Origin of the sequence: Mesorhizobium sp. M0030, assembly GCF_040323695.1 — a bacterium.
Lineage (GTDB): Bacteria > Pseudomonadota > Alphaproteobacteria > Rhizobiales > Rhizobiaceae > Mesorhizobium.
In genome coordinates this window covers 140,234-163,039 of record NZ_JAMYVE010000014.1, presented here as the reverse complement: position 1 = coordinate 163,039, position 22,806 = coordinate 140,234, and the positions used below count along the sequence as shown (strand labels likewise).

27 protein-coding genes, 1 tRNA gene and 2 pseudogenes are annotated in these 22,806 nt (G+C 63.3%); 5 read left to right on the top strand and 25 right to left on the bottom strand.

The annotated features are described in order from the left end of the window. Positions 1 to 454 precede the first annotated feature (454 nt). The 9 genes and pseudogenes from NKJ80_RS25520 to NKJ80_RS25480 all read right to left on the bottom strand — a co-directional run bounded on the left by NKJ80_RS25520 (position 455) and on the right by NKJ80_RS25480 (position 6,179). Positions 455 to 1,672, bottom strand: coding sequence for an MFS transporter (locus NKJ80_RS25520; RefSeq protein WP_352498540.1), 1,218 nt, complete (start codon positions 1,670 to 1,672; stop codon positions 455 to 457). Next, positions 1,669 to 3,057 (bottom strand): NAD(P)-binding protein, encoded by a 1,389-nt coding sequence (locus tag NKJ80_RS25515; protein WP_352498539.1) that lies wholly within the window; start codon positions 3,055 to 3,057, stop codon positions 1,669 to 1,671. Before NKJ80_RS25515 ends, NKJ80_RS25520 begins: the two co-directional genes overlap by 4 nt. A 40-nt stretch (positions 3,058 to 3,097) precedes the next feature. Then, the gene (locus NKJ80_RS25510; protein WP_352498538.1) at positions 3,098 to 3,418 is read right to left on the bottom strand and encodes an ArsR/SmtB family transcription factor; all 321 of its coding nucleotides are present in this window, start codon (positions 3,416 to 3,418) and stop codon (positions 3,098 to 3,100) included. A gap of 30 nt (positions 3,419 to 3,448) precedes the next feature. After that, positions 3,449 to 3,910, bottom strand: coding sequence for an arsenate reductase (glutaredoxin) (gene arsC / locus NKJ80_RS25505; RefSeq protein WP_352498537.1), 462 nt, complete (start codon positions 3,908 to 3,910; stop codon positions 3,449 to 3,451). After that, positions 3,907 to 4,596: an aquaporin gene (locus NKJ80_RS25500; protein WP_352498536.1), complete on the bottom strand. Its 690-nt coding sequence runs from the start codon at positions 4,594 to 4,596 to the stop codon at positions 3,907 to 3,909. Before NKJ80_RS25500 ends, arsC begins: the two co-directional genes overlap by 4 nt. 5 nt (positions 4,597 to 4,601) lie before the next feature. After that, positions 4,602 to 4,961: pseudogene (locus NKJ80_RS25495) on the bottom strand (arsenate reductase/protein-tyrosine-phosphatase family protein). 28 nt (positions 4,962 to 4,989) lie between these two features. Beyond that, positions 4,990 to 5,322 carry an ArsR/SmtB family transcription factor gene (locus NKJ80_RS25490; protein ID WP_352498534.1) on the bottom strand — a complete coding sequence of 111 codons (333 nt, stop codon included), beginning with the start codon at positions 5,320 to 5,322 and terminating at the stop codon, positions 4,990 to 4,992. 276 nt (positions 5,323 to 5,598) lie between these two features. Further along, positions 5,599 to 5,805: a hypothetical protein gene (locus NKJ80_RS25485; protein ID WP_023681214.1), complete on the bottom strand. Its 207-nt coding sequence runs from the start codon at positions 5,803 to 5,805 to the stop codon at positions 5,599 to 5,601. 74 nt (positions 5,806 to 5,879) lie between these two features. Further along, a complete protein-coding gene (locus NKJ80_RS25480; protein WP_352498533.1) occupies positions 5,880 to 6,179 on the bottom strand; it encodes a DUF1236 domain-containing protein in 300 nt (99 codons plus the stop codon). A 176-nt stretch (positions 6,180 to 6,355) separates the two neighbouring features. Here NKJ80_RS25480 and NKJ80_RS25475 point away from each other — a divergent pair, with 176 nt between their 5' ends. The 3 genes from NKJ80_RS25475 to NKJ80_RS25465 all read left to right on the top strand — a co-directional run bounded on the left by NKJ80_RS25475 (position 6,356) and on the right by NKJ80_RS25465 (position 7,518). Further along, positions 6,356 to 6,616, top strand: a complete 261-nt coding sequence (locus NKJ80_RS25475) for a hypothetical protein (protein WP_245262541.1) — start codon at positions 6,356 to 6,358, stop codon at positions 6,614 to 6,616. 48 nt (positions 6,617 to 6,664) lie between these two features. Continuing rightward, positions 6,665 to 6,973 carry a DUF1236 domain-containing protein gene (locus NKJ80_RS25470; protein WP_023672071.1) on the top strand — a complete coding sequence of 103 codons (309 nt, stop codon included), beginning with the start codon at positions 6,665 to 6,667 and terminating at the stop codon, positions 6,971 to 6,973. 200 nt (positions 6,974 to 7,173) lie between these two features. After that, on the top strand, positions 7,174 to 7,518 hold the full coding sequence (locus NKJ80_RS25465; RefSeq protein ID WP_023672069.1) for a low affinity iron permease family protein: 345 nt from the start codon (positions 7,174 to 7,176) through the stop codon (positions 7,516 to 7,518). Between the two features lie 101 nt (positions 7,519 to 7,619). Here NKJ80_RS25465 and NKJ80_RS25460 read toward each other — a convergent pair. The 9 genes from NKJ80_RS25460 to NKJ80_RS25420 form a co-directional block, all read right to left on the bottom strand. Continuing rightward, positions 7,620 to 7,704: transfer RNA gene (locus NKJ80_RS25460), tRNA-Leu, on the bottom strand. 300 nt (positions 7,705 to 8,004) lie between these two features. Continuing rightward, the gene (locus NKJ80_RS25455; RefSeq protein WP_023749686.1) at positions 8,005 to 8,625 is read right to left on the bottom strand and encodes a 2,3-bisphosphoglycerate-dependent phosphoglycerate mutase; all 621 of its coding nucleotides are present in this window, start codon (positions 8,623 to 8,625) and stop codon (positions 8,005 to 8,007) included. Positions 8,626 to 8,652: 27 nt separating this feature from the next. Further along, positions 8,653 to 9,474, bottom strand: a complete 822-nt coding sequence (gene dapB, locus NKJ80_RS25450; protein ID WP_352498532.1) for a 4-hydroxy-tetrahydrodipicolinate reductase — start codon at positions 9,472 to 9,474, stop codon at positions 8,653 to 8,655. Next, the gene (locus NKJ80_RS25445) at positions 9,471 to 11,330 is read right to left on the bottom strand and encodes an ABC transporter ATP-binding protein (protein ID WP_023681221.1); all 1,860 of its coding nucleotides are present in this window, start codon (positions 11,328 to 11,330) and stop codon (positions 9,471 to 9,473) included. Before NKJ80_RS25445 ends, dapB begins: the two co-directional genes overlap by 4 nt. A 278-nt stretch (positions 11,331 to 11,608) precedes the next feature. Beyond that, a complete protein-coding gene (locus NKJ80_RS25440; protein WP_352498531.1) occupies positions 11,609 to 12,628 on the bottom strand; it encodes a glucokinase in 1,020 nt (339 codons plus the stop codon). Positions 12,629 to 12,765: 137 nt separating this feature from the next. Then, positions 12,766 to 13,848 (bottom strand): penicillin-insensitive murein endopeptidase, encoded by a 1,083-nt coding sequence (gene mepA, locus NKJ80_RS25435; RefSeq protein ID WP_373420153.1) that lies wholly within the window; start codon positions 13,846 to 13,848, stop codon positions 12,766 to 12,768. A 46-nt stretch (positions 13,849 to 13,894) separates the two neighbouring features. Next, the gene (locus tag NKJ80_RS25430; RefSeq protein WP_352498530.1) at positions 13,895 to 14,824 is read right to left on the bottom strand and encodes an SDR family oxidoreductase; all 930 of its coding nucleotides are present in this window, start codon (positions 14,822 to 14,824) and stop codon (positions 13,895 to 13,897) included. Next, positions 14,821 to 15,975 carry a tRNA epoxyqueuosine(34) reductase QueG gene (gene queG / locus NKJ80_RS25425; RefSeq protein ID WP_023710341.1) on the bottom strand — a complete coding sequence of 385 codons (1,155 nt, stop codon included), beginning with the start codon at positions 15,973 to 15,975 and terminating at the stop codon, positions 14,821 to 14,823. The genes NKJ80_RS25430 and queG overlap by 4 nt, the downstream gene beginning before the upstream one ends. Next, positions 15,956 to 16,648, bottom strand: coding sequence for a glutathione S-transferase family protein (locus NKJ80_RS25420; protein ID WP_023672063.1), 693 nt, complete (start codon positions 16,646 to 16,648; stop codon positions 15,956 to 15,958). Before NKJ80_RS25420 ends, queG begins: the two co-directional genes overlap by 20 nt. 169 nt (positions 16,649 to 16,817) lie before the next feature. Between NKJ80_RS25420 and NKJ80_RS25415 the strand changes: the two genes are divergently transcribed. After that, positions 16,818 to 17,624 carry an undecaprenyl-diphosphate phosphatase gene (locus NKJ80_RS25415; protein ID WP_023692943.1) on the top strand — a complete coding sequence of 269 codons (807 nt, stop codon included), beginning with the start codon at positions 16,818 to 16,820 and terminating at the stop codon, positions 17,622 to 17,624. Between the two features lie 138 nt (positions 17,625 to 17,762). Here NKJ80_RS25415 and NKJ80_RS25410 read toward each other — a convergent pair whose 3' ends face one another. Together NKJ80_RS25410 and rsmI are read right to left on the bottom strand one after the other, a co-directional pair. Then, positions 17,763 to 18,140, bottom strand: coding sequence for a YraN family protein (locus NKJ80_RS25410; protein WP_352498529.1), 378 nt, complete (start codon positions 18,138 to 18,140; stop codon positions 17,763 to 17,765). Further along, entirely contained in the window at positions 18,133 to 19,041 is a 909-nt protein-coding gene (gene rsmI / locus NKJ80_RS25405; protein WP_352498528.1) for a 16S rRNA (cytidine(1402)-2'-O)-methyltransferase, read from the bottom strand. Before rsmI ends, NKJ80_RS25410 begins: the two co-directional genes overlap by 8 nt. 173 nt (positions 19,042 to 19,214) lie before the next feature. Between rsmI and NKJ80_RS25400 the strand changes: the two genes are divergently transcribed. Continuing rightward, on the top strand, positions 19,215 to 19,400 hold the full coding sequence (locus NKJ80_RS25400) for a hypothetical protein (RefSeq protein WP_023687558.1): 186 nt from the start codon (positions 19,215 to 19,217) through the stop codon (positions 19,398 to 19,400). 79 nt (positions 19,401 to 19,479) lie between these two features. Here NKJ80_RS25400 and NKJ80_RS25395 read toward each other — a convergent pair. From NKJ80_RS25395 to NKJ80_RS25375, 5 genes and pseudogenes are all read right to left on the bottom strand, one after another. Further along, positions 19,480 to 19,614 (bottom strand): annotated as a pseudogene (locus NKJ80_RS25395) (EamA family transporter); the annotation flags it as partial. A gap of 191 nt (positions 19,615 to 19,805) precedes the next feature. Continuing rightward, on the bottom strand, positions 19,806 to 20,129 hold the full coding sequence (locus tag NKJ80_RS25390) for a low molecular weight protein tyrosine phosphatase family protein (protein WP_023698066.1): 324 nt from the start codon (positions 20,127 to 20,129) through the stop codon (positions 19,806 to 19,808). 444 nt (positions 20,130 to 20,573) lie between these two features. Further along, positions 20,574 to 21,731, bottom strand: coding sequence for a radical SAM family heme chaperone HemW (gene hemW, locus NKJ80_RS25385; protein ID WP_023681230.1), 1,158 nt, complete (start codon positions 21,729 to 21,731; stop codon positions 20,574 to 20,576). Beyond that, positions 21,731 to 22,378, bottom strand: a complete 648-nt coding sequence (gene rdgB, locus NKJ80_RS25380; protein WP_023692946.1) for an RdgB/HAM1 family non-canonical purine NTP pyrophosphatase — start codon at positions 22,376 to 22,378, stop codon at positions 21,731 to 21,733. The genes hemW and rdgB overlap by 1 nt, the downstream gene beginning before the upstream one ends. Then, positions 22,378 to 22,788 carry a VOC family protein gene (locus NKJ80_RS25375; protein WP_023672054.1) on the bottom strand — a complete coding sequence of 137 codons (411 nt, stop codon included), beginning with the start codon at positions 22,786 to 22,788 and terminating at the stop codon, positions 22,378 to 22,380. Before NKJ80_RS25375 ends, rdgB begins: the two co-directional genes overlap by 1 nt. Between the last annotated feature and the right edge of the window lie 18 nt (positions 22,789 to 22,806).

The following is a 22,806-nucleotide window of genomic DNA, read 5'->3' as shown; positions in this document are numbered from 1 at the left end:
GAGACATCCATTCGAGTGCGGAGCGCTGTCTGACTGGCGAATGTAACCTGCGGAGATATGTCTGTCGAACGTCGCGCTCCCGAAGTCAAAGTTGGACCTTAGGTGAGACGTATTAAGACTTCGTACCAAACCAGATCCGCCCGATGATCGCTGTCAACTTGCGGTAGCTGCGGTTCAATCATGCTGATGCCGGCCCGAATGGATCGATCTCCTCCGATCTGGGATATCATTTCCAATCTTATCTAATCGCCCACTATGGAAGAGCGATCGAATAGTCGCGAATACAGCCTTATATCGATTATTATCGACAAATCTCGTGATCGCGGGGCGCCATCATTCGAAACGGCGGCTGAAGTCGACTGTAGATCGCTAAGCACATTGACCGCTTTTTGACTTCGTACCTCGCCATCGTGGGGGCAAGCACCGAGACTTCACGCCGTGCCTCAAGCTGGAGCTAACTTGTGCGAGCACGCCGCATAGCCCCGCGTTGCAGGGCAAACAGCGCGCCGACCAGTGCGATGTTTATCAGGGCGAGCCCGAGCAGTGCCGTCAGCAGTCCGCGTTCACCGGTATGCTGCAAGAGCAGCGCGCCTACGGACGGCGCCGCAGCTTGGGCGATCAAGCTCGGCATGGCGAGCCGGCCCATCAGCTTCGCATAGCCGGTGGCGCCAAACAGGGCGAGCGGCAGCGTGCCGCGCGCGATTGATTCCAGGCCGATGCCGGCGCCGTAGAAAATCAGAGCGCCCGGCAGGACAGGCAGGTCGGTCCAGAGCGTCGCCACGCCTATGACCACAAAAGTCACCGACGCCAGCTTGGTCCAGATCGGATGGTGATAGCGGGCGATCGCCATCTCGACCGCGCGGGCGCCGACCTGGGACGGGCCGACCAGCGCGCCGAGGCCGACCGCCGCGCCCAGCGCCAGGCCGGCCGATTGCAGGATAGTCAGCAGATGAACCGATAGGGTGGAGGAAATGACGGCGGACAGGGTGATACTTGCTGCAAGCGTGGCCATAAGCGGCAGGGTTCGCGGCGCTAGACCCGTTTCGGGCTCAATGGCGGCTGCGGGCGTCGTTTCGGCGGGAACGCCGCGTGGCAAGATGAGCAGATAGACCGGCAGCGCCATACAAAGCTGGATCGCAGCATAGACCAGGCACACGCCGCGCCAGCCAAACGTGTCGAGCAGAAAGGCCGAAATCGGCCAGCACATGGTGCTGGCGAAGCCGCCAAACAGGGTGAGGCTGGTAATGGTCGAGCGAGCGTTGCGGCCATAGAGACGGCCAAGCGTGCCGAAGGCCGCGTCGTACAGGCCGGCCCCCATGCCAAAACCCATGATCAGCCAGCCGATGACAAAAACAGCCAGACTAGCAGACACGGAGAGGACGAGTTGGCCGAAGCCGAGGCAGAGGGCGCTGAAGGCCAGCGTCACGCGCCCTCCATGGCGTTCGATCGCGGCGCCGACATGCGGCGAGATCAGGCCCGCGACGAGCAGGCCGAGCGACAGGCTGCCGATCACCCAAGGAAACGACCAGCCGGTCTCAGCCGACACTGCCGGCGCAATGACGGCCGGCAGGTAGTAGGAGGAGCCCCACGCCATGATCTGTGTAAGGCCAAGCGCCGTGACGATCGTGCCGCGGCTGCGCACGCCGGCGGTCGATGATGGCAGCAAGCTCACGCGGCAACGCCGCAACCGCACCCACCCTTGCCGACAGCTTTTGCGGCGGCATCGGCGACGCAGCACGCATCCGCCTCCTTTGCTGCCGGGCCGCCGCAACAGCCTTTGGAGGCAGCGCCAAGTGCAGAAGACGGCACCGTACAGACCCCGGTTTCCGGCAACACCAGTTGCACTACGTCGGCGGAAGCCATATCGCCGGCAAGCGCGGCGGCGACGGAGCGGACCTGTTCATAACCCGTCAGCAGCAGGAAGGTCGGCGCCCTGCCGTAGCTCTTGATTCCGACCGTATAGAAATCGGGCTCGGGATGGCTGAGCTGGCGATGGCCATGCGGCGGCACATCGCCGCAGGAATGCTCGTTGGGATCGATGAGCGGCCCCAGTGCCTTGACGCTTTCAAGCCACGGATCGAGGTCGAGGCGGAGCTCCCTGGTCAGCGAGAGGTCGGGGCGCTGCCCGGTTGCGGCGATGATGCGGTCGATAGGGCCTACCTGGCGCAAACCGCCTGCCGTCTCGCCTTCGACGATCAAGCGATCTTCCTGGGCACGGATGGCGACGGTTGAAAATCCTGTCACAAGCGAGACGCGGCCGCTTTCCGCCAGGTCGCGAACATCGGCGCCAAGCTCGCCGCGCGCCGGCAAGGCATCGGCGTCGCCGCCGCTATAGATGCGCACGAGGTCGGTGCCGCGCGTTACCCAGATGAACGCCGTGCCGGGCTCGGCATCGGCCAGTGTGGCGAGGTCGAGCAAGGCATTAGCGGCCGAGTGCCCCGAGCCGGCAACCAGCGTCGTGCGGCCGGCATAAAGAGCGCGGTCACGGCCGAGAATATCAGGAACTCCATAGGCGATACGGCCGGCATTCTCGGCCTCGCCCTCGGCCGCGATTCCGCCCGCGCCGAGCGGATTTGGCGTCTGCCAGGTGCCGGATGCATCGATCACGGCGCAGGCGCGATCGCGCCTTGTGCCATTGGCCGTTTCGACCACCAGCATGAAGGGCCGCGTCCCGCGTGCCTTGCTCAACACCTTGTCGGCGCCCCAACGCGAGATGCCAACGACGCGGGCGCCGGTTTCGATCACCGGCGTCAGTTCCGGCAGCTTGGCAAGCGGCTCCAGGTAATGCTCGACAAGCTCGGTGGCGGTGGGGAATGCCTCTGGCTCCGGCATGCGCCAGCCATGGACCTCGAGCAATTTTCGCGCCGCCTGGTCGACGCAGTAGCGCCAGGGCGTGAACACTTTGACATGACCCCAATCCCGCAGGGCGGACGCAACTTCGCTACCCGATTCATAGAGCTTTACTGGCAGGCCCTGCTTCAGCAGATGGACGGCTGCCGCCAGGCCAACAGGACCGGCGCCGATGATGGCAACGGGGAGATCGCTTCGAGAAACCATAGTTTCCATCCTTCCGGGATTATCGAAATAGAACCAAAAATTATGCCGCGGCCTCGCCTTCGGCAGGATTGCAGGCGACGTCGGCGCAGCATTCGTCGGCGAGGAAGCCGATGAGGTCGTTCATGATGGGATAGTTAGCGCGACAGATCAGCGTCGTTGCCTGCCGCTCCTGAGTCACGAGGCCGGTCAGGATCAGCCGGTGCAGATGGTGCGACAGCGTCGATGCGGCGATGCCGAGACTTTCCTGCAGATAGCCGACCGGCCTGCCGGCTGCACCGGCCCTGACCAGTGTGCGATAGAGGTTCAGCCGCGTCGGATTGCCGAGCGCCTCGAGCTGTTTTGCTGCTTGTTCGAGTCTCATCGAAATACAATACGCCAGTGACCGACGCAATCAAGCGTTGTTTCGATTGCCGTCGAAATAACGCGTTGCTCGGACGACGCGTTTGCCCTCGGCATTCGTGACGACCTCACCGTCCTCCTTTGTGAAGGCGCCGATCTGCGGATTTGGAAGGATGTCGAGGACGGCTTCCGACGGCCGGGCGAGCATGGCGCCGAGCGGCGTCACCACGATCGGCCGGTTGATCAGGATCGGATGCGCCAGCATGAAATCGAGGATCTCGTCGTCGCTCCACTTGGGATCGCCGAGGTTGAGTTCGGCAAAGGGGGTACCCTTCTCGCGCAGCAAATCGCGCGGTGTCATCCCCATCGCCGCAATCAGCTCGATCAGCTTTTCGCGCGAAGGAGGCGTCTTGAGGTACTCGATCACCTCCGGCTCTTCGCCGGACTGGCGGATGATCGCCAGGGTGTTGCGCGAGGTGCCGCAATCGGGATTGTGATAGATGGTGATGGTCATTGCGCAGCTTTCATCTGTGACTCGGGTTTGGGTTCTGAAAGCAGCCAGCCGGCCAGAGCCACGGCGAGCAGCGCGCCCAGTAGTTCGGCGACGATGAAGGCCGGGACATCGAGCGGCCGGACCCCGGCGAACGTGTTGGAAAACGCGCGCGCAATGGCGACCGCCGGATTGGCGAACGAGGTCGATGCCGTGAACCAATACGCGGCGGTGATGTAGAGCCCGACCAGCCAGGGAATGGCATCACTGCGAAAGCGCAAGCCGGCAAGGATGGTGAACCCCAAGCCGAAGGCGGCCGCCAACTCTGCGATCCATTGGCCGCTTCCGGTTCGCACGGTTTCGGACACCTGCAGGATCGGCAGTTCGAACATCGCGTGAGCTAGGAACGTTCCGGCAACGCCACCCAGAATTTGGGCGACAGTGTAAGCCAACCCTGTTCTGGCTTCAATCTCACGTCGAAGCGCGAACACCAGCGTGACGGCCGGATTGAAATGCGCCCCGGAGATCGGCCCAAGAATGGTGATCAGCACCACCAGAATAGCGCCGGTCGGGATCGTGCTGCCGAGGAGCGAAAGCGCCACGTCGTCGGTCAAGCGATCGGCCATGATGCCCGAACCGACAACGGCGGCAACCAGCATGGTGGTGCCGAGCGCTTCGGCGGCGAGGCGTCGGGACAAATCAGTGGCCATGCTGCTCAGCCTGCATTGGGGTGATTGCGACCGATCTCATTTCAGGCGCTTCTGCAAGGCAAGCTTATCGACCGTATTCATCGGCAGGCTGACGAAGATTGCCTCGACGGTTGCGTGAACGGGCTCCCCCAATGAGACGTCATCGGCTGACCGGGCCATACGGGACAGGACTCATTGGCTGCGTTGTCGCAAACGGTCTTCAGAAGCTGCAGCGTATAGGGATGGACCGAACCCTTCGAATGGGGGCCGGCAAAAAAGGCCTTGAACCTGTCGGCGCCGACACGGTTCAGCATCGCGTCCGCGAGGATCGACCGCGCCGAATTGCCGGTGCACAGGAACAACCCATTGTAAATCTGATCGCTCATGGCTTCCTCCCCCTGGCATTCACTCAGCTTAACAATTGCAAGTCACCGCCTGGATTACCGACGGGCAAAGCTCCGGCGCACCGTTACAGCAATCCTCCATCAGGTAAGCAAGCAAGTCACGGAAACCGGTCATGTTGGCGACATAGCGAATGGTGCGCCCCTCGCGCTCAGCGCGGACCAGCCCAGCATGGCCGAGTATCTTCAGATGCGCCGACATGGTGTTCTGGACGATGCTTAAGCGCGCCGCGACCTCGCCAGCGGGCACGCCTTCGACACCGGCCCGAACCAGCAGCCGGAAAACCTCCAGCCTTGTATCCTGGCCAAGCGCCGCGGGCGCGACAAGGGCGGTCTCTTTGTTCACGTATCCACAAATCCAGATTTATCGCCACATAGCCAAGGCGTATGACATCTGGATGACATCCAGGAGGGGGATCGATTTAGCGGGCTTCCAGATCTTGACCGCAGATATGAACAGGATCGCCGCGAGCGCCGGCAGCAGGAATGTGTTCAGCACCAGGGCGAGAAGCTGGCCCAAGGCACCTGATAGCAGGTTTGAACCGGTTCGGCGATTGTACTTCGCAAACGCTTTGGACTTGGGACCAGCGTTGCGAGAGCCTGCACACGTGAGTACTCCGCCTCACAAGCCTTCCGGCTGGTCCTCGAGGACGAACGACGCTGCAATCAGGTCATCGCCGCTGATGCGGCCACTGCCGCCAACCATGATGGATGCGACTTTCTGAAAGGTCTTCATGTCGGCCTCTGTTATGCGCGCATCGCGCATTCTCGCCCTGAGAGAACCCAGGCGGGTATCAAGGGCTGGCGATGTCTCGACGTCATCGATCATCTTCGATCATCCTGGAGCGCAATGTGAAATCCGCTGCCCGCCGCCATGGCCGGCGGCGGGCGGCAGCTATTCGATCAGTCGTAGACCTTCACAATTTTCCGGGTGCTGGGATCGACCAGGACGGTGCGGTTGTCGACCACGACGTAGCGGTATTTGACGTTGGGAACTTCGTGCAGCTCGACCGTATCAGGCAAGGCACTGCCGACGTTCAGCTCCACGCCCGGGATCTTCACCGAAGCCAGCGGCTGCTTTTTTACGTATTCGCGGACGACCGTATCCTGCTCCGGTGTGATGACGACATCCTGAGCTGCGGCGGCGCCGACCTCAGCCAAAAGCAACAAGCCTGCAGCGGCACTTGCAAAGTGGATTTTCATGGTTTTCTCCTCGCGTAATCCGGCGACGGCACCACGCCTGTTCGCCGAGGGACCGAACTTGAGATCAGCCAGATTGTTCCTGTGACTTCAGTCTGCGGCGAACCAGACCAAAGTCGGATATCAGCTAAGACCCAAGTCCCGAAGCGGAACGTTCAAGTGGGGCAGGCGTTTCCCAAATGCAACTAAATAAAACAGGAGAGGAACACATGGCCGACGGCCCAACTGTTGTTAATTCTGGTGGTGGGGGCGGCACTGCAATTGCTGTTGTTCTTGCACTTATTGCAGTCGTAGTATTGCTTATTTTTACCGGCGTCATCAATATCCGCGGCGACGGCGGCAAGGATATCAACGTCAAGGTTGAAGCGCCAAAGGTGGAAGCTCCGGCTGCACCCGCAAAGCCTGCGGCACCTGCCCCAGCCCCTGCGAGTGGCGGCTGATCTGCTCGTATCCACGCTTCCGAACTGACCTATGAAAAGGAAATTCCCATGACCAGATATTTCGTCAGCGCCGCCGGCGCCCTCGTCCTTATGGCGGGCATCGGCACCTCGTTTGCCGAGGACGTTATTGTTCTCAAGCCCGAACAACAGACGGTCGTTCGCGAATATATCCATAAGCAGAAGCTGGCCTCAGTCAGTTTGCTCGGCGTCGAACTCAATGTCGGCACGGCACTTCCAGACACTGTCGAGCTCCACGCAATCGACGTTCCGGATGTGCGCTACAAGTATACGGTTGTCGGAGATCATGCGGTTCTCGTCGATCCCGACACGCGCAAGGTCGTGCAGATCATCGAGTAACGCGCGAGCCCGCCGCTCCGGTCTGGAGCGGCGGGCTGTGGCTGAGCTGTGAAGGCTCTACGGGCAGCCGTTTTCTGAACGGGAGGATGTCTGATGTTTAGCGACAAGGAAACTTGGGTCCTGGAAGCTGCCTTACTCGCGGCAATTCCAATTTGCGTAGCCGTCACCGCACTCGTGGCATTTTTGACCGCGGCCTGGATATGAACCGCTTCCTCTTTGTGATGGGCGACTTTCTATCCCGGCCACCGGGCTTCTATGTCCTTCTTGTAGCCATGCTGCTCTGTACTGCGTTGGTGCCATTCGGCCTGACCAATGTGGTCACCTACGCATTGTCGGTAGCGGCCATCGTGATCACCGGCGTTGTGCTGATCCAGGGTTACCGCGACACGGCCGCCATCCACGCCAAGCTTGATGAGATTATCGTTTCGCTGAATGAGACCAGAAACGATGTCGTCGGCTTGGAGCATGCCGAGCCGGAGGAGATTCGGGAGAAGCTCCAGACACTCGAAGAAGAAGCAATGAAAGCGGTTCGCCCGCCGCATTGACCCTCCGCTGGACTATCTGTCATCCATCAGCAAAAAAGCCCGGGAACCGGGCTTTTTTGCTTCGCGTCTAAATCATTTCGGACTTATCCGAAACGGGAATTTGGTGCCCAGAAGAGGACTCGAACCTCCACTCCTTGCGGAACACGGACCTGAACCGTGCGCGTCTACCAATTCCGCCATCTGGGCTGGTGCGGGCTCATGTAAGCGGGCAAACGATATGTGTCAACGCGCTTTTTCGAGGGCCGCTGCCTGCCGGCTTAGTTTCCCGGGGGTCAGCGCCGCCCCTCACCTGCCTGCCGGCATCCTCTCCCCGCACAGTGACGGGGAGAGGGGCGCTCTCCATCGATGATTTTCGCCGGTCACCTGCGTCACAAGAAGAGCGCCGAGGCTGCGGCCAGCCCTTTCTCCCCGTCACTACACCGGGAGAACTGCCCGGCAGGGCAATGAGGGGCAGCGCCGACTTGGCGAATGCGCTGGCCGAAAACCTCACCCCTCCAGCACGTCCTTCGACGCCACAGTGGAATCGGCGTTGAGCTCGTAGATCACCGGCACGCCGGTGCCGAGCTCGAGCTTGACGATCTCCTCGCCGCTCTTGCCGTCCAGCGCCATGATCAGTGCGCGCAGCGAATTGCCATGCGCGGCGACCAGCACGGTGCCGCCCTTCAGCACATGCGACTGCATGTCGTGAAGATAATAGGGCCAGACGCGAGCGCCGGTGTCCTTCAGGCTTTCGCCGCCGGGCGGCGGCACGTCGTAGGAGCGGCGCCAGATGTGCACCTGCTCTTCGCCCCACTTCTGACGCGCGTCGTCCTTGTTGAGACCGGAGAGGTCGCCGTAGTCGCGCTCGTTCAGCGCCTGGTCGCGGATCGTCTTCAAATCGCTCTGGCCGACCGCGTCGAGAATGTGCTGGCAGGTCTTCTGCGCCCGGATCAGCGCCGAGGTGAAGGCAATGTCGAATTTCAAGCCGCGTGCCTTGAGCTTCTGGCCGGCTTCCTTGGCCTCCTTGTGGCCTTGCTCGGTAAGGTCGACATCGCGCCAGCCGGTGAACAGGTTCTTCAGGTTCCATTCGCTCTGGCCGTGGCGCACGAGCACGAGAGTTCCCGACATGTTTGCTCCTTCAAAATTATGGATAGTTTAGCTCAAGCCGAGCACGTCCCGCATGGAATAAAGTCCGGGCTTTTTACCGCGCGCCCAGAGCGCGGCCTTGACCGCGCCGCGGGCAAAGATGGCGCGGTCCTCGGCATGGTGCGACAGCGTGATGCGCTCGCCGGTCCCGGCCAGGATGACGCTGTGGTCGCCGACCACCGAGCCACCGCGCAAGCTGGCAAAGCCGATCGCTCCTGGCTTGCGCACGCCGGTATGGCCGTCGCGTGACCGCACATCGTTGCCGGCAAGAGAAATGCCGCGTCCCGCCGCCGCCGCTTCGCCGAGCAGCAAGGCGGTGCCCGAGGGCGCGTCGACCTTGTGCTTGTGATGCATTTCGAGGATCTCGATGTCGAAATCCTCTGGACCGAGCGCGCGCGCGGCCTGCTCGACCAGCACCGCCAGAAGATTGACGCCGAGGCTCATATTGCCGGATTTGACGATCGTCGCGTGGCGCGCCGCGGCCTCGATCCTGGCGTCGTCTTCCGCCGAGCAGCCGGTGGTGCCGATGACATGGGCAATGCGTGCCTGCGCGGCATAGCCTGCGAATTCGACGGTGGCTGCCGGCATGGTGAAATCGAGCACGCCGTCGGCCTTGGCGAACACCGGCAGCGGATCGTCGCCGATCGTCACATTGATGATGCCGATGCCGGCAAGCTCGCCCGCATCCCTGCCGAGATAGGGCGATCCGGTTCGTTCGACCGCGCCGACGACGCGGGCGCCGGGGATCGAATGGATGGCGCGGATCAGCGTCTGGCCCATGCGGCCGGCCGCCCCCACCACCACCAGGCCCATTTCGCTGGATTCGCTCATGCTGTTCTCCCCACCGCCTTCTTGGCGCGGCTGCGCCGGACCGGAGTTTGGACGGGCTTCGAGTCGTCGACAAGCCCCAGTCCGTTCTTGCCTTGAATGCGGTGGAAGCGGGCGTAGACACTGTTTGGATCGGCCATCAGTGCGGCATGGGTGCCTTCCTCGACCAGGCGCCCCTCTTCAAGCACGATAATGTGGTCGGCGTTGACGACCGTCGACAGGCGATGCGCTATCACGATGGTGGTGCGCCCTTCCATCACATGGGTCAGCGCCTCCTGGACGCGCGCCTCGGCCTCGTTGTCGAGCGCCGAGGTCGCTTCGTCGAGCAAAAGGATCGGCGCGTTGCGCACGATCGCCCGCGCAATCGAGACGCGCTGGCGCTGGCCGCCGGAAAGTGTCGAGCCGCCCTCGCCGACGGGCGTGTCGTAGCCCTGCGGCTGCTGACGGATGAACTCGTCGGCCGCCGCCAGCACCGCCGCCCGCTCGATCTCGGCGTCGGTCGCCGAAAGTCGGCCAAAACGGATGTTGTCGCGTATGCTGCCTTCGAACAGATAGGGCGCCTGCGAGACATAGGCGATCGAGCCGCGCAGCGAGTGCTTGGTGACTTTGGAAATGTCCTGGCCATCGATCTCGATCGAACCCTTGTCGACATCGTAGAAGCGCTGCAGCAGCGCCACGAGCGTCGTCTTGCCGGCACCCGAGGCCCCGACCACCGCCGTAACCTTGCCGGCCGCGGCGGTGAAACTCAGGTTCCTGATCACCGGCATGTCGGCGCTGTAGCCGAACGTCACATTGTCGAAGCGAACCTCACCGGTGGTGATCCTGGCTTCGACCGCGTCGGGCGCATCGCCCTGTTTAGGCTCCAGGTCGAGCAGCTCGTAAATCATCCGGGCGTTGACCAGGGCACGTTCCATACCGACCTGCGTACGAGCCAGGCGCCGTGCCGGATCGTAGGCCATGATCAGCGCGGTGATGAAGGAAAACACAGCGCCTGGTGGTTGTCCGAGCACCAGCGCCCGGTAGCCGGAATAGGCAAGGACGGAGGTAATGGCGAGACCGCCCAAAATCTCGGAAATCGGCGACAGCCGCTCCGCGACCCGGGCGATCTTGTTGTTACGCTGCTCGGCCGTATCGGCCATGATGCCGATCCGGCGCGCCAGCTCGGCTTCCAGGGTGAAGGCCTTGACGATGGCGATGCCTTGCGTGGCCTCCTGTACGGACCCGTTCAGCCGCGAGTTGATCAGCACCGATTCCCGGTTGATGCGCCGCAATCGGCGGGTGATGTAGACGACGGCCCAGATCAGCGGCGGCCCGATCAGCAGCGAGCTGAGCGACAACACCGGATCCTGGTAGATCATGACGCCAACGAGGGCGATCAGCGAGACCGCGTCGCGGCTGATGGAGGTCAGCGTCAGCGACAGCAGATCGCGAACGCCGCCGACATTCTCGTTGACCTGTGCCGCCAGCCGACCGGAACGCGTATCGTTGAAGAAGTCGACGCCGAGCTTCATCAGATGGTCGAAGCTGCGCTTCTGGTAGCGGGCGACCAGATTGTTGCCGATCTTGGCCAACGCGACCGCCTGGCCGTAACCGGCGAAGCCGCGCAGCACGGAGGCGGCCATGAACCCGGCGCAGATCCAGACGATCATGTCGCCGCGTCGTTCGTAGAAGATCTCGTTGATCATCGGGGCCATGATCCACGCCGTGAAGGCGGTGGTGGCGGAAACAATCAGCAGGCAGCCGACGGCAACGACATAGGTCCAGCGATATTCACTACCGTTTTCGGCCAGGATGCGGCGCAGCACCGCAGTGACCTCAGCTGGCTGGACTTTCAGTTTGAGTGGACTTTGAGCGGTCAAATCGCGGGCGCTTCGTGGTTTGCTAGAGCATGATGCCGAAAAGTGTGAAGCGGTTTTCGGACGACATCATGCTCTATCTCTTTGATTTAGAGCCGGATGATTTCAGGTCGATTCGATCTGAAATCAACCGGCATCTAGGGATGCCAGGCTGGAATTCGGCCCCCTCTTAGCGCCCCGGCTACGGCTTGCCTATGGCGAAACTTCGTCGCGGCTCGAGGTCAGGGTCACGAAAGCGGCAGCCATTTCCAGGAACAGACCCATGTTCGGGACGAAATGGATTACGTGCGCCAGCGCCGCCCCGCGGTCTGGACGCCGAACAGCGACGGGTTGCGGGCATAGGCGGCAAGGCCCAGAAGCGCTGCCAGCGGGTGGGTGATGACATAGACCGGCATCGAGGCCATCAGCGCGCTGTGCGGCGCTTTGTCCTCGAAGGCGGCACGGAAACTGCCTTCCTTCAGTGCCGGAACGATCTTTTGCGCGATGCCGCCGGTCAAAAACACGCCGCCGCGGCTCATGAACACCAGCGCGAGGTCGCCGGCGGTGCGGCCGAGGCAGGTGACGAACAGCGCCAGCGCTTCCTCGGCAACCGGGTCGGTCTTGGCCAGCGCCGCCCCGGTGATTTCGGCCGGCGTGGTGAACGGCGCCGGCTTGCCGTCGGCCTTGGCGACCGCCCGGTAGACATTGACCAGACCGCGCCCGCACAGGATCTGCTCGCCCGAAATGCGGCCGTCCAGCTTTTCGATATGCGGGAACACCTCGAAATCGCGCGGCGTCCGCGGACCGATATCCATATGGCCGCCTTCGCCAGGCACCGGGATCCAGTGGTGGAGGGCATGAACCAACCCGGCGACGCCGAGGCCGGTGCCGGGGCCGAGCACGACGCGTCCGGCATTCTCCTCCGGCGTGCCGCCGCCGATCTTTTCCATATGCTCTTCGCCGAGCGCTACGACGGCCAGCGCCTGCGCCTCGAAATCGTTGAGCACGACGATGTCGCCCAGGCCCAGATTGGCAAACATCTGCTTCGGCTTCACCACCCAGGGACAGTTGGTAAGCGGGATCTCGTCGCCATCGACTGGTCCGGCGATCGCCAGCACTGCCGAATTCGGCCGGATGGACGACCGGTCGAGCACCGCCGCCTGGATCGCCTCGTCTATGGTGGCGAAATTGGCGGTTTGCACGATATGCGGCTCACCGGCTTCCGAATTTGCGTCGAGCACCATCGAAAAGCGCGCATTGGTGCCGCCGATGTCGCCGATCAGCACTGGAAACCGCAACGCGGTGTCGTCGTCGCCTGACATGCTCTTGCTCGTCCCCTTTGCGGCGCCGTTGCGACCGTTTCAATCGCCCGGTTTTTCAATCGCCCGGTGTTCAATCGCCCGGTGTTCAATCGATTGACTAGCGCATGGCCCCGGAAAGGGAAAGCGTCAGTTCGCCATCACTGTCCGACGTTTGCCGGCGGCCGTCGCCTTGGCAGGGGAATGCCGATCTCCGGCGTGGCGGTGAAGGCGTTGGCTGCGTTTGGCAAGCCGCCCGCATTGCCCGCAATAGGCGGAGGCGCGTCGGGTTCCGGCGCCCTGGCGGCGATCGGCACGCCGCCGCCGCGATAGGTGACGGCTTCGGCCGAGTCCGCGTCGGGCTGGTCAAGCACGAACTGGCATTGTTTCGGCAGGTTCGCCATCGTCATCAGGTCGCGCGCCTTGGGCGCATCCGGGTTCTTGTTGGGGCGCCACGGCTCCTCGGTAAACCACCAGGCCAGCGGCTTGCCGCAGCCGTCATCGTCGGGCGTCGCTTCCTGTCCCTTGCAGTTGGGCGAACCCGGCTGGCAGCCGATGCGGATGTGGAAATGATAGTCATGGCCCCAGAACGGCCGGATTTTTCTCAACCAGGTACGGTCGCCGGTGACGGTGTCGCACAGCTTCTTCTTGATGCCTGGATTGACCAGGATGCGCTCGACTTCCGGATAGCTCGCGGCGCGCTTCAACAGCTTGGTATGTATCGGCTTCCACAGCCTGTCCTTCACCAGATGCGTCTTGTCGTCGACCATCAGCGTGGCGCTGATGTTTTCGCGCTCCTGGGTCGTAAGCTTGCGGTCGGGCATCGGCGTCAGCCAGATGTCGGCGTCGAGGCCGATCTGGTGCGAGGCGTGCCCGGTCAGCATCGGGCCGCCGCGCGGCTGCGAAATGTCGCCGATCAGAAGCCCCGGCCAGCCGTCGGCGGCGGCATCGCGCGACAGCTTCTCGATCAGCGCAATCATCGTTGGATGACCCCAGCGCCGGTTGCGCGAGGGACGCATCACCTCCCAGTTCTGGCCGTCCATCGGAATGGCGACGCCGCCGGTGAAGCAGCCCTTTGAATAGAAGCCGAAGGATTGCGCCGCAGCCACCGCCGGCAGCTTCTTGGCGCCGAACAGGTCTTTTGCCCGTGGCTCGGCCGTGATTGCGCCCGCCACCAGCCCGGCCAGCGCCACGATCGCCAGCGCCGCCGTCAGGAACGGCCGTCTGCCGGTCAAGGATCGCATCGAAATCGTCATGAACCCCACTGCAAAAGTCCGCAACACAATCGAATCATATCACCCTCGGGCTCGCGTTTCGATTATCTACCTTCATCGGGCTGCGCGGCTCGCCGTCGCGCCAGCTGCCGTCGGCCCACATCCGATCGAATGCCTGGCGGTAGTCCGGATAGCGGAACCGGTAGCCCGCTGCCTTGATCGCGGCGTTGGCGACGCGCTTGTTCTCGCCATAGAAGGACCGCGCCATGGGCGAAAGTTGGGCGGTCTCGAAAGGAATCTCCGGCGGCGGCTCGACGCCCATCAGCGAAGCGGCATAGGTGACGACATCCTGCGGCGGCGCCGGCTCGTCATCGGTGACGTTGAAAATGCCGCCTCTATTGCCACCGATGAGGTGCCAGAGCGCACCGGCGATGTCGTCGCAATGGATGCGGTTGAACACCTGGTCGGGCTTGACCAACCGCCTGGCCGTGCCGTTTTCCAGATTGACCAGCGCGTTGCGTCCCGGCCCATAAATGCCGGAAAGCCGCAGGATCGCCACCGGCTTGCCGGTCTCGAGGCCAAGCTGCAGCCAGTCCCGCTCGGCCGCCACTCGCATCGACGAGCGTTTCGACACCGGCCGGCACTCGGCCGTTTCATCGACCCAGGCGCCGTCATAATTGCCATAGACGCCGACGGTCGAGAGATAGCCGATCCAGCGAAGCGCCGGCATCGCCTCGATCGCCTTTCGCGCGGCGAGAAGCACAGGGTCGCCGGCCTCCTCCGGTGCCACGGAGACGATGAGATGGGGGGTCTTTTCCAGCGCATCGCCGATTTCAGGGGTCAGGGCGCCGTCGAACAGCAGCGGCGCGATGCCGGCCTGACGCAATGCCTCGAATTTCTCGGCCGAGCGCGTGGTGCCGAAGATCGTAATCGCCTCCGCATTGGCCCGTGCAAAGGCTTTGCCCGAATAGCCGGCGCCGAAGATAAAAACCTGTTTTTCGCTCATGCGTGCGCCTCAATTGGCAATACGGACAGCCATTCGCCCCGCACTGTCGTGTCGGTTTCAGTGTTCGAGTAGATCGCCGCCTGCCTGTTGAATTCGGCGGCCGGCACCAGCCGCGACAGCGCCCAGATCGCCGCGCCGCGCACCAGCGGCGAGGCATCGCCAAGCAGATCGCGCACCGGGCCGGCCAGCGAAACATCGCCGGAATTGCCGGCGGCAACCAGCACATTGCGGACAAAGCGGTCGCGGCCGATGCGCTTGATCGGCGAGCCGGAGAAAAAGGTCCGGAACGCCGTGTCGTCTAGCTGCAACAGCTCGCCCAGCGGCGGCTCGCGCAGTTCGTCGCGGGCAGCAAGCTTGGCTTCCGAAGCGGCGCGGGCAAACTTGTTCCACGGGCAGGCGGCAAGGCAATCGTCGCAGCCATAGATGCGGTTGCCGATCTTTTCGCGGAATTCTTGCGGGATCGGCCCCTTGTTCTCGATGGTCAGGTAGGAGATGCAGCGCCTGGCATCGAGCCGGTAGGGCGCCGGAAAGGCATCGGTCGGGCAGGCGTCGAGGCAGGCGCGGCAGGAACCGCAATGGTCTACCTCGGTCGCATCTGGCGTGAGCTCCGCCGTGGTGAAGATGGTGCCGAGAAACAGCCAGGAGCCGTGCTCGCGGCTGACCAGATTGGTGTGCTTGCCTTGCCAGCCGAGCCCGGCGGCCTCAGCCAGCGGCTTTTCCATAACCGGGGCCGTATCGACGAAAACCTTCACGTCGCCGCCGGCCCGCGCGACGATCTTGCCGGCGATCTCCTTCAGCCGGCCCTTCATCACTTCGTGATAGTCGCGGTTTTGCGCATAGACCGAGATCGCGCCGCGATCGCGCCTTGCCTGCAGCGCACGCGGATCGTGGTCGGGGCCGTAATTCATTGCCAGCACGATGATCGAGCGCACCTCGGGCCACAGCGTCGAAGGCTCGCTGCGGCGTTGGAGCGTCTCCGCAATCCAAGCCATCGAACCGTGAAAACCATCGGCGACGAATTCTGCCAATCTGGCCGGCGCCAGCGGGATCGCGTCAGGCGTGGTGACGGCAACCGCATCGAAGCCGGCGCGCCGCGCCTCGGCGTCGATCAGCGCGCGCAGGGTTTGGCTTCTAGAAGTCGAGGTCCGCATAATGCGAAACCGGCGACAGGCCGCGAACCCGGTCGGAGAGCAGCGGCCGGAACGACGGCCGCGATTTCACCCGCGTGTACCATTCGCGCGCCGCGGCATGCTCGCGCCAATCGATCTCGCCGAGATAATCCAGCACCGACAGCGTCGCCGCTGCCGCCAGGTCGGCATAGGTGACCTTGCTGCCGGCCAGCCAATGACGGGTGCCGGCCAGCCAGTTGGTGTACTTCATGTGCTGGCGAATGTTGGCGCGCGCCGCGCGGATCGCCGCCGAATCGGGGGAACCGCCGCCCGCCGTTTCCGGCATCACCGGCTTCAGCACGCGCTCGCGCACCAGATGCCGGGTCACTTCGCTCTCGGCCTTGTTGAGATACCAGTCGGTCAGGCGGCGGATTTCGGCGCGCTGCATCGGGTCTTCCGCAAACAGGCGCTTGTCGCGCTTCAGGACACCACGTGTTTCGTCGAGATATTCAGCGATCACCATGGCGCCGACGATCGGCACGTCGCCTTCGGCCAGCAGGATAGGCAAGGTGCCGGCGGGGTTCAGCGCCAAAAACTCCTTGCGCCGCGTCCACGGTTTTTCCTCGATCAGCGCCAGCTCCTCGCCATATTCGCCGAAGGCGAGGCGCACGAAGCGGCAGGTGGCGAACATCGGGTGATGGAAAAGCGTCAGCATGATTCCGCGATATTAAGGCGCACTGGCGAATCGCCGTCCGCACCGGTAAGTCTTGGCGGCCCGTCATGCGGCCGTCACGGTGCTGCGACCTATAGGGGGACTTCCGCGCCGTGACAAGCAAGCCCTTTTGCCAGCCGTTTCCTTCCGTCCCTTGAATGCCGAGGTTGCCATGGATAGCCACACCATCGTCGAAGCCCTGCTGCTCGGCCTGCTGGAGGGGCTGACCGAGTTCATCCCGGTCTCCTCGACCGGCCATATCCTGCTCGCCGGCCATTTCCTCGGCTTCCATTCCACCGGCAAGGCGTTCGAGATCCTGATCCAGCTCGGCGCCATCCTGGCGATCCTCAGCGTCTATTTCCGCCGCCTGTGGCAGATGCTGCTCGACCTGCCGCATGACCGGCTGACGCGGCATTTCGTCATCGGCATCCTGATCGCCTTCCTGCCGGCGGCCATCATCGGCGCGCTGGCGCATGATTTCATCAAGACGGTGCTGTTCGAATCGCCAAGGCTGATCTGCATCATGCTGATCGTCGGCGGCGTCGTGCTCTTGGTCGTCGACCGCATGAAGCTGCAGCCGGTCTACCGCGATGTCGAGCGCTTCCCGACAAGGCTTTACCTGCAGATCGGCCTGTTCCAGTGCCTGTCGCTGATCCCCGGGACGTCGCGCTCCGGTTCGACCATCGTCGGCGCGCTGCTGCTGGGCGTCGACAAGCGCGCGGCGGCGGAATTCTCCTTCTTCCTCGCCATCCCGACCATGGTCGGCGCCTTCGCCTTCGATCTGTTCAAGAACCGCAACGTGCTGAGCAGCGCCGACCTGCCGATCATCGCCATCGGCTTCATCGCCGCCTTTGTTACCGCGCTGATCGTCGTGCGCTTCCTGCTCGATTACGTCTCGCGCAACGGCTATTCGCTGTTCGGCTGGTGGCGCCTGGTGGTGGGAGCGGTTGGGTTGGTGGCGCTTTTCATTTGGGGGTGAGCTTTACCCTCCCCCTTGTGGTGGGGAGGGTCGATCCGCAAAGCGGATCGGGGTGGGGGCGCCACACCCCCGCCCCGTTTCGCCAACGACGCGTCGCTTGCTCACCGACCCTCCCCACAAGGGGGAGGGTAAAGGCCGCTAACTCCTCCCATAAAACGCGTTCTCGACATGCACAGGCCAGCGCCAGGGCAGCACCGCGATCATGTCGAAGCGCATCGACAATCTGCCATAATCCGGTTGGCGCGACAGCCAGATGTCGGCCGCGCCCTCGATGCGGCGCTCCGATTCGTGGCCAATCGCCTCCATCGCTTCCATCAGCGTGGGCCGCGCCTTGACCTCGACGAACAGCACCAGGTCGCCGCGCCTGGCGATCAGGTCGATCTCGCCGAAGCGGGTGCGATGCCGGCGGGCGAGGATGCGATAACCTTTCAGCATCAGCGCCGCCGCCGCCAGCCACTCGCCGCGATGGCCGCGCCGATAGGCTTTTTGGCGGCTGGCGGCCGGGCGCTCAGCCACCTTCGCCTTCTCCAACCGCATCCCTGAGTTCCAGCAGCCGGCGGTAGAGCGACTGCTTCTGCCCGCCTGTCATCTTCGCCGCTTCCGCCGCCGCCTTGGACGCCGGCATTTCGGCGGCCAGCGACAGCAGCAGCCTGTCGATGTCGGCGGGTTGGTCGGCCTTGATCTCGGCGGGCCCGACGCAGATGACGATCTCGCCCTTCGGCGTGTCAGCCGCCGCATAGTGGTCGGCCAGCGCCTGCAGCGTTCCCGTCCGCATCTCTTCAAAAGTCTTGGTCAGCTCGCGGCCGATGGCGGCCTTGCGCCCACCACCCAGCGCCTCGACCATCGCAAGCAGCGTATCGGCCAGCCGGCGTGGCGACTCGAAGAAGATCAGCGTTGCCGGCACCGTCTTGAAGGTCTCCAGCCTGGTCAGCCGCTGCCCAGATTTCACCGGCAAAAACCCCGCAAACAGGAAGGCGTCGGACGGCAGGCCCGACGCAGTCAGCGCCGCCAGCGGCGCCGATGGGCCGGGGATCGGCACCACGCGCAGGCCGCGCTCCAGCGCTTCGCCGACCAGCCGGTAGCCTGGGTCGGAGATCAGCGGCGTGCCGGCATCCGAAATCAGCGCCACGCTCTGCCCGGCCTCGAGTGCTGCGATCAGCTTCGGTCCCGCCTCGCCGGCATTGTGTTCGTGATAGGCGGTTGTGCGCCTGCGGATGCCGTATCGGTCGAGCAGCACGCGTGAGACGCGGGTGTCCTCGCAGGCGACTATGTCGGCGGCAGCCAGCGTTTCCAAGGCGCGCAGCGTGATGTCGGAGAGGTTGCCGATCGGCGTCGCCACCAGATACAGCGCCGGCGCCAGCGACCGGACCGCGATCTCGGTCTGCCCGATCACATAGCTGCGCTTCTCGCCGGTCACCGGGGTCTCTCCATTTCGCCCTGTTTGGCACGGCGCGCGCCGGGTTGCAAAACTCCCGAACGTCGAGCCAAACCTGACGCCGATGTAACCCGGCGGCCATGTCTTTGCCACAGTGGGGAACGAAAGCGTGGCTGGCGGATTGAATACCTGAGTCTCTTGAGGAGGAGGACAGGATGGACAGCCTGGAATTGCAGGACGTTTTCGAGCCCTATTATGCCGAGCGCAAGCGCTTCACTGCGCGAAAGGGCAAGCGTGCGCTCGCCGAAAGCGACACCGGCCTGGCCAGTCGGGCGGCCACCGCCTTGCCGACGAATGTCAGGCTTTCGGACAACAAACCGGACAGCACGACGGAGCACTGACCGTACGATGCCCAATCGTTTCGATATCTTCATCACCCGTCTTGAAACGAAGAGCGCCCGCGAAGGCGCGCCGCCGCATCCGATGAACGACCAGAACAGCGTCCGCCGGGACAAGAGCGACGCCAAGCCGGCCCGGACCGGAGAGGCGCATGCCGAGAAACACCGCGGCAAGCGCCGCTTCAAGCACGACGCTTAGTTTGTCGATCGGTGCAACATCGTCATCCTAGGGCGAAGCAAGGAGCGAAGTGACGCGGCGCAGACCCTATGATCCATTCCGTGACCTCTGCCGAAGGATGCAGCGGCGCAGAATTCTGAACCGCTGCAGCGCCTTAACCTCGCGGCATGAATCCTCGGGTGAAGTCCGAGGATGGCGAACGCGGGCGTGGAACGCCCCAACCACATCAGTCAGCCCAGGTATCGCGTCACCCTCACCTCCAGCAATCGCACCAACTCCGGATCCATGAATCCGTAATCATCCGGGATGTCGAGGCAGATGACGCGGGCCTTCTTCAGGCTCTCCTTGAATTTCTTCTGCAGCTTGGTGCGGTGCGCCTTTTCCATCACGAAGACGATGTCGGCCCAGGCGACCAGCTCATGCGTCAGCGGCGTGTCTGCATCGTGATTGGTGCCGGCCGACTCGACCTCGATATCCCTACGTTTGGAGAACACCTGCTCGGCGGTCGGGCTGCGCAAGCGGTTCTGGCTGCAGACGAACAGGACGTTCTTCACCGACTACTCATCCCAGATCTTACGCAGATTTTTGCTGAGAGGGATGTACTGATCAAATGTGAGTCCATTCAGATCAAACTCGAGCAACTCATCCTTGGCGATTCCGCGAAGCTTATTTCCAATATATGTTATGAAACTGAGGACAACGCTGAATTCGCTCAAGTGGGTCAATTTTAGGTTTCGATGTGACCGTTGCGTTCCTGATGAAAATCGCCTGAGCCTCAAAGAGGTCGTCTTGCTCTGGAGATCTCAAGATTTCGGTCAATCCAAACTCGAACACATCATCCGTGTTCAATGTCATCAATGTCTCGTGGATCAGGAACGTCATCGCAGGAGTCACCTCGGATGCGGCGCTGGCACGCCAGCGGTTCAACAAGTCGACTTTCTAACATCCTTGCTCAAGCCGATAAATCGTCCAACAGCCCGGCCATTTGCCCTGTGGGCTCACCGCGCCAAATCCGCCACCACGGCATCGAGCACGATCATGCCGGCTGGCGTGGCGCGTAGCCTGGCATTGCCGATCGGCGCCACCAGCCCCTCATCCTGCAGCACGGTCAGCCGGGCGCTCGACAGGCCGCGCCCGGAAAACGCCTCGTAGCGGGAAAGGTCGATGCCTTCGGCCAACCTCAGCCCCATCAGCAGGAACTCGTCGGCCTCTTCGGAGCGCGTCAGGATCTCGCCGCCGGTGACGCCATGGCCCCTGGCCTCCACCAGATTGGCCCAGGTCTCCGGCATCCGCTCGGCGATCGTCACGGTGCGGTGGCCGTTCTCGATAAAGCGGCCATGCGCGCCCGGTCCGACGCCGACATATTCGCCATAGCGCCAATAGGTCAGATTGTGCCGGCTCTCGGCGCCCGGCCTGGCGTGGTTGGAAATCTCATAGGCCGGCAGGCCATGCGCTGCGGTGATCTCCTGCGTCAGCGCATAGAGATCGGCGGCCCGGTCATTATCGGGGATGATGAATTTGTTCGCCGCATGAAGGGCATGGAACGGCGTGCCTTCTTCGATGGTCAGCTGGTAGAGCGACAGATGGTCGGCGGCATGGCCGATCGCCTGTTCGAGCTCCGCCTGCCAGTCGTCCAGCGTCTGGCCGGGGCGGGCGTAGATCAGGTCGAAGGAAAGTCTTGGGAATATGTCCCGTGCCAGGCCAATTGCATGCAGCGCCTCGTCGACATTGTGCAGCCGGCCGAGGAAGCGCAGATCCTTGTCGTTCAGCGCCTGCACGCCGAGCGACACACGGTTGACGCCGGCGGCGCGGTAGCCGCGAAATCGCTCGGCCTCGACCGAGGACGGATTGGCTTCCAGCGTCACCTCGATGCCGTCGGGCACCGTCCAGTTCTTCGCCACGGCGTCCAGCACCGCCGCCACCGTCTGCGGCTGCATCAGCGACGGTGTGCCGCCGCCGAGAAAGATACTGGTCACTTCGCGCGGCCCGGTCCGCTCGCTCATGGTCTTCAGCTCGTTCTCGAAGGCGCGGGCAAAGCGCTCCTGGTCGACCGGCTGGTGACGGACATGGCTGTTGAAGTCGCAATACGGGCATTTGGCCGCGCAGAACGGCCAATGGATGTAGACCCCGAAGCCCGGGCTGCGGTCCAGCGACATTAAGCTGAGCCTAACCTGGCGCGGGCGAATTTCTGGAAGGCGCGGGCGCGGTGCGACAGCGCCGTCGGCTGACCGGGCTTCCAGCCGTGTTTTTCCTCAGCGCTCATCTCGCCGAACGTCTTGTCGAAACCGTCGGGCAAAAACACCGGGTCGTAGCCGAAGCCCAGTTCGCCGCGCGGCGGCCACACCAGCGTTCCCTCAGCTTCGCCGCGATAATATTCAGCCTCGCCATTGGGGAAGGCCAGGCAGATGACGGCGACGAACCGCCCCTTGCGCTGCGCTGGCTTGGCGGCGCCGACCTCCTGCAAGGCCACTTCGGTGCGCTGCATGGCCATCCCGAAGTCGCGGCTGCCATCGGGAGCTTCGGCCCAATTGGCGGTGTAGACGCCGGGGGCGCCGTCGAGCGCGTCGACGCACAGGCCCGAATCGTCCGACAGCGCCGGCAGGCCGGTCGCCTTAGCCGCGGCGAAGGCCTTGATGTAGGCGTTTTCCTCGAAGGTGGTGCCGGTCTCCTCCGGTTCCGGCAGGCCGTAGTCCTTGGCCGACTTCGCCTCGAAGCCGAACGGACCCATCAAATCGGCGAATTCGCGCAGCTTGCCTTCATTGTGGCTGGCAACGACGATCTTCTTTCCATCGAGAGAATGCATCAAAGGCCCCAGATCCTTGGCTCGGCGAATTCGATCGAATTGCCCGAGGGGTCGCGTATGTAGATCGAACGCCCGCCCTGCGGCCATTCGAATTCGCTTTCGATGGCGATGTTTTTCGCCTCAAGTTGCGCCTTCCTCTGTGCGAGTTCATCCGCACTTGCGGCAAAGCAGAGATGGCCCTCGCCGACCGTGCCATGCGGCGGCACTTTCAGCCGCGCATCCGGTGCCGGCGGGATTTTGGTGGCTTCGGCGTTGAAGATGAGCAGTACGCCCGGGCCGCAGCGGAAGAAGAGATGGCGGCCGTCGACCTTGCCGAGGAGAGGGAGGCCGAGGACGTTGGAGTAGAAGGCTTCGGCAGCGGCGAGATCCGTGACGTAAAGCGCTGACTCAAGAATAGCGGAGGGTTGCATCAGGCGCCCCCCTCTGCC

Bases quoted from the DNA above. Each gene is read 5' to 3' on its own strand.
- NKJ80_RS25515 (WP_352498539.1), bottom strand. From the start codon at position 3,057: ATGGTTTCTCGAAGCGATCTCCCCGTTGCCATCATCGGCGCCGGTCCT.
- NKJ80_RS25510 (WP_352498538.1), bottom strand. From the start codon at position 3,418: ATGAGACTCGAACAAGCAGCAAAACAGCTCGAGGCGCTCGGCAATCCG.
- arsC (WP_352498537.1), bottom strand. From the start codon at position 3,910: ATGACCATCACCATCTATCACAATCCCGATTGCGGCACCTCGCGCAAC.
- NKJ80_RS25500 (WP_352498536.1), bottom strand. From the start codon at position 4,596: ATGGCCACTGATTTGTCCCGACGCCTCGCCGCCGAAGCGCTCGGCACC.
- NKJ80_RS25485 (WP_023681214.1), bottom strand. From the start codon at position 5,805: ATGATCGATGACGTCGAGACATCGCCAGCCCTTGATACCCGCCTGGGT.
- NKJ80_RS25480 (WP_352498533.1), bottom strand. From the start codon at position 6,179: ATGAAAATCCACTTTGCAAGTGCCGCTGCAGGCTTGTTGCTTTTGGCT.
- NKJ80_RS25475 (WP_245262541.1), top strand. From the start codon at position 6,356: ATGCAACTAAATAAAACAGGAGAGGAACACATGGCCGACGGCCCAACT.
- NKJ80_RS25470 (WP_023672071.1), top strand. From the start codon at position 6,665: ATGACCAGATATTTCGTCAGCGCCGCCGGCGCCCTCGTCCTTATGGCG.
- NKJ80_RS25465 (WP_023672069.1), top strand. From the start codon at position 7,174: ATGAACCGCTTCCTCTTTGTGATGGGCGACTTTCTATCCCGGCCACCG.
- NKJ80_RS25455 (WP_023749686.1), bottom strand. From the start codon at position 8,625: ATGTCGGGAACTCTCGTGCTCGTGCGCCACGGCCAGAGCGAATGGAAC.
- dapB (WP_352498532.1), bottom strand. From the start codon at position 9,474: ATGAGCGAATCCAGCGAAATGGGCCTGGTGGTGGTGGGGGCGGCCGGC.
- NKJ80_RS25440 (WP_352498531.1), bottom strand. From the start codon at position 12,628: ATGTCAGGCGACGACGACACCGCGTTGCGGTTTCCAGTGCTGATCGGC.
- mepA (WP_373420153.1), bottom strand. From the start codon at position 13,848: ATGCGATCCTTGACCGGCAGACGGCCGTTCCTGACGGCGGCGCTGGCG.
- NKJ80_RS25430 (WP_352498530.1), bottom strand. From the start codon at position 14,824: ATGAGCGAAAAACAGGTTTTTATCTTCGGCGCCGGCTATTCGGGCAAA.
- queG (WP_023710341.1), bottom strand. From the start codon at position 15,975: ATGCGGACCTCGACTTCTAGAAGCCAAACCCTGCGCGCGCTGATCGAC.
- NKJ80_RS25420 (WP_023672063.1), bottom strand. From the start codon at position 16,648: ATGCTGACGCTTTTCCATCACCCGATGTTCGCCACCTGCCGCTTCGTG.
- NKJ80_RS25415 (WP_023692943.1), top strand. From the start codon at position 16,818: ATGGATAGCCACACCATCGTCGAAGCCCTGCTGCTCGGCCTGCTGGAG.
- NKJ80_RS25400 (WP_023687558.1), top strand. From the start codon at position 19,215: ATGGACAGCCTGGAATTGCAGGACGTTTTCGAGCCCTATTATGCCGAG.
- hemW (WP_023681230.1), bottom strand. From the start codon at position 21,731: ATGTCGCTGGACCGCAGCCCGGGCTTCGGGGTCTACATCCATTGGCCG.
- rdgB (WP_023692946.1), bottom strand. From the start codon at position 22,378: ATGCATTCTCTCGATGGAAAGAAGATCGTCGTTGCCAGCCACAATGAA.
- NKJ80_RS25375 (WP_023672054.1), bottom strand. From the start codon at position 22,788: ATGCAACCCTCCGCTATTCTTGAGTCAGCGCTTTACGTCACGGATCTC.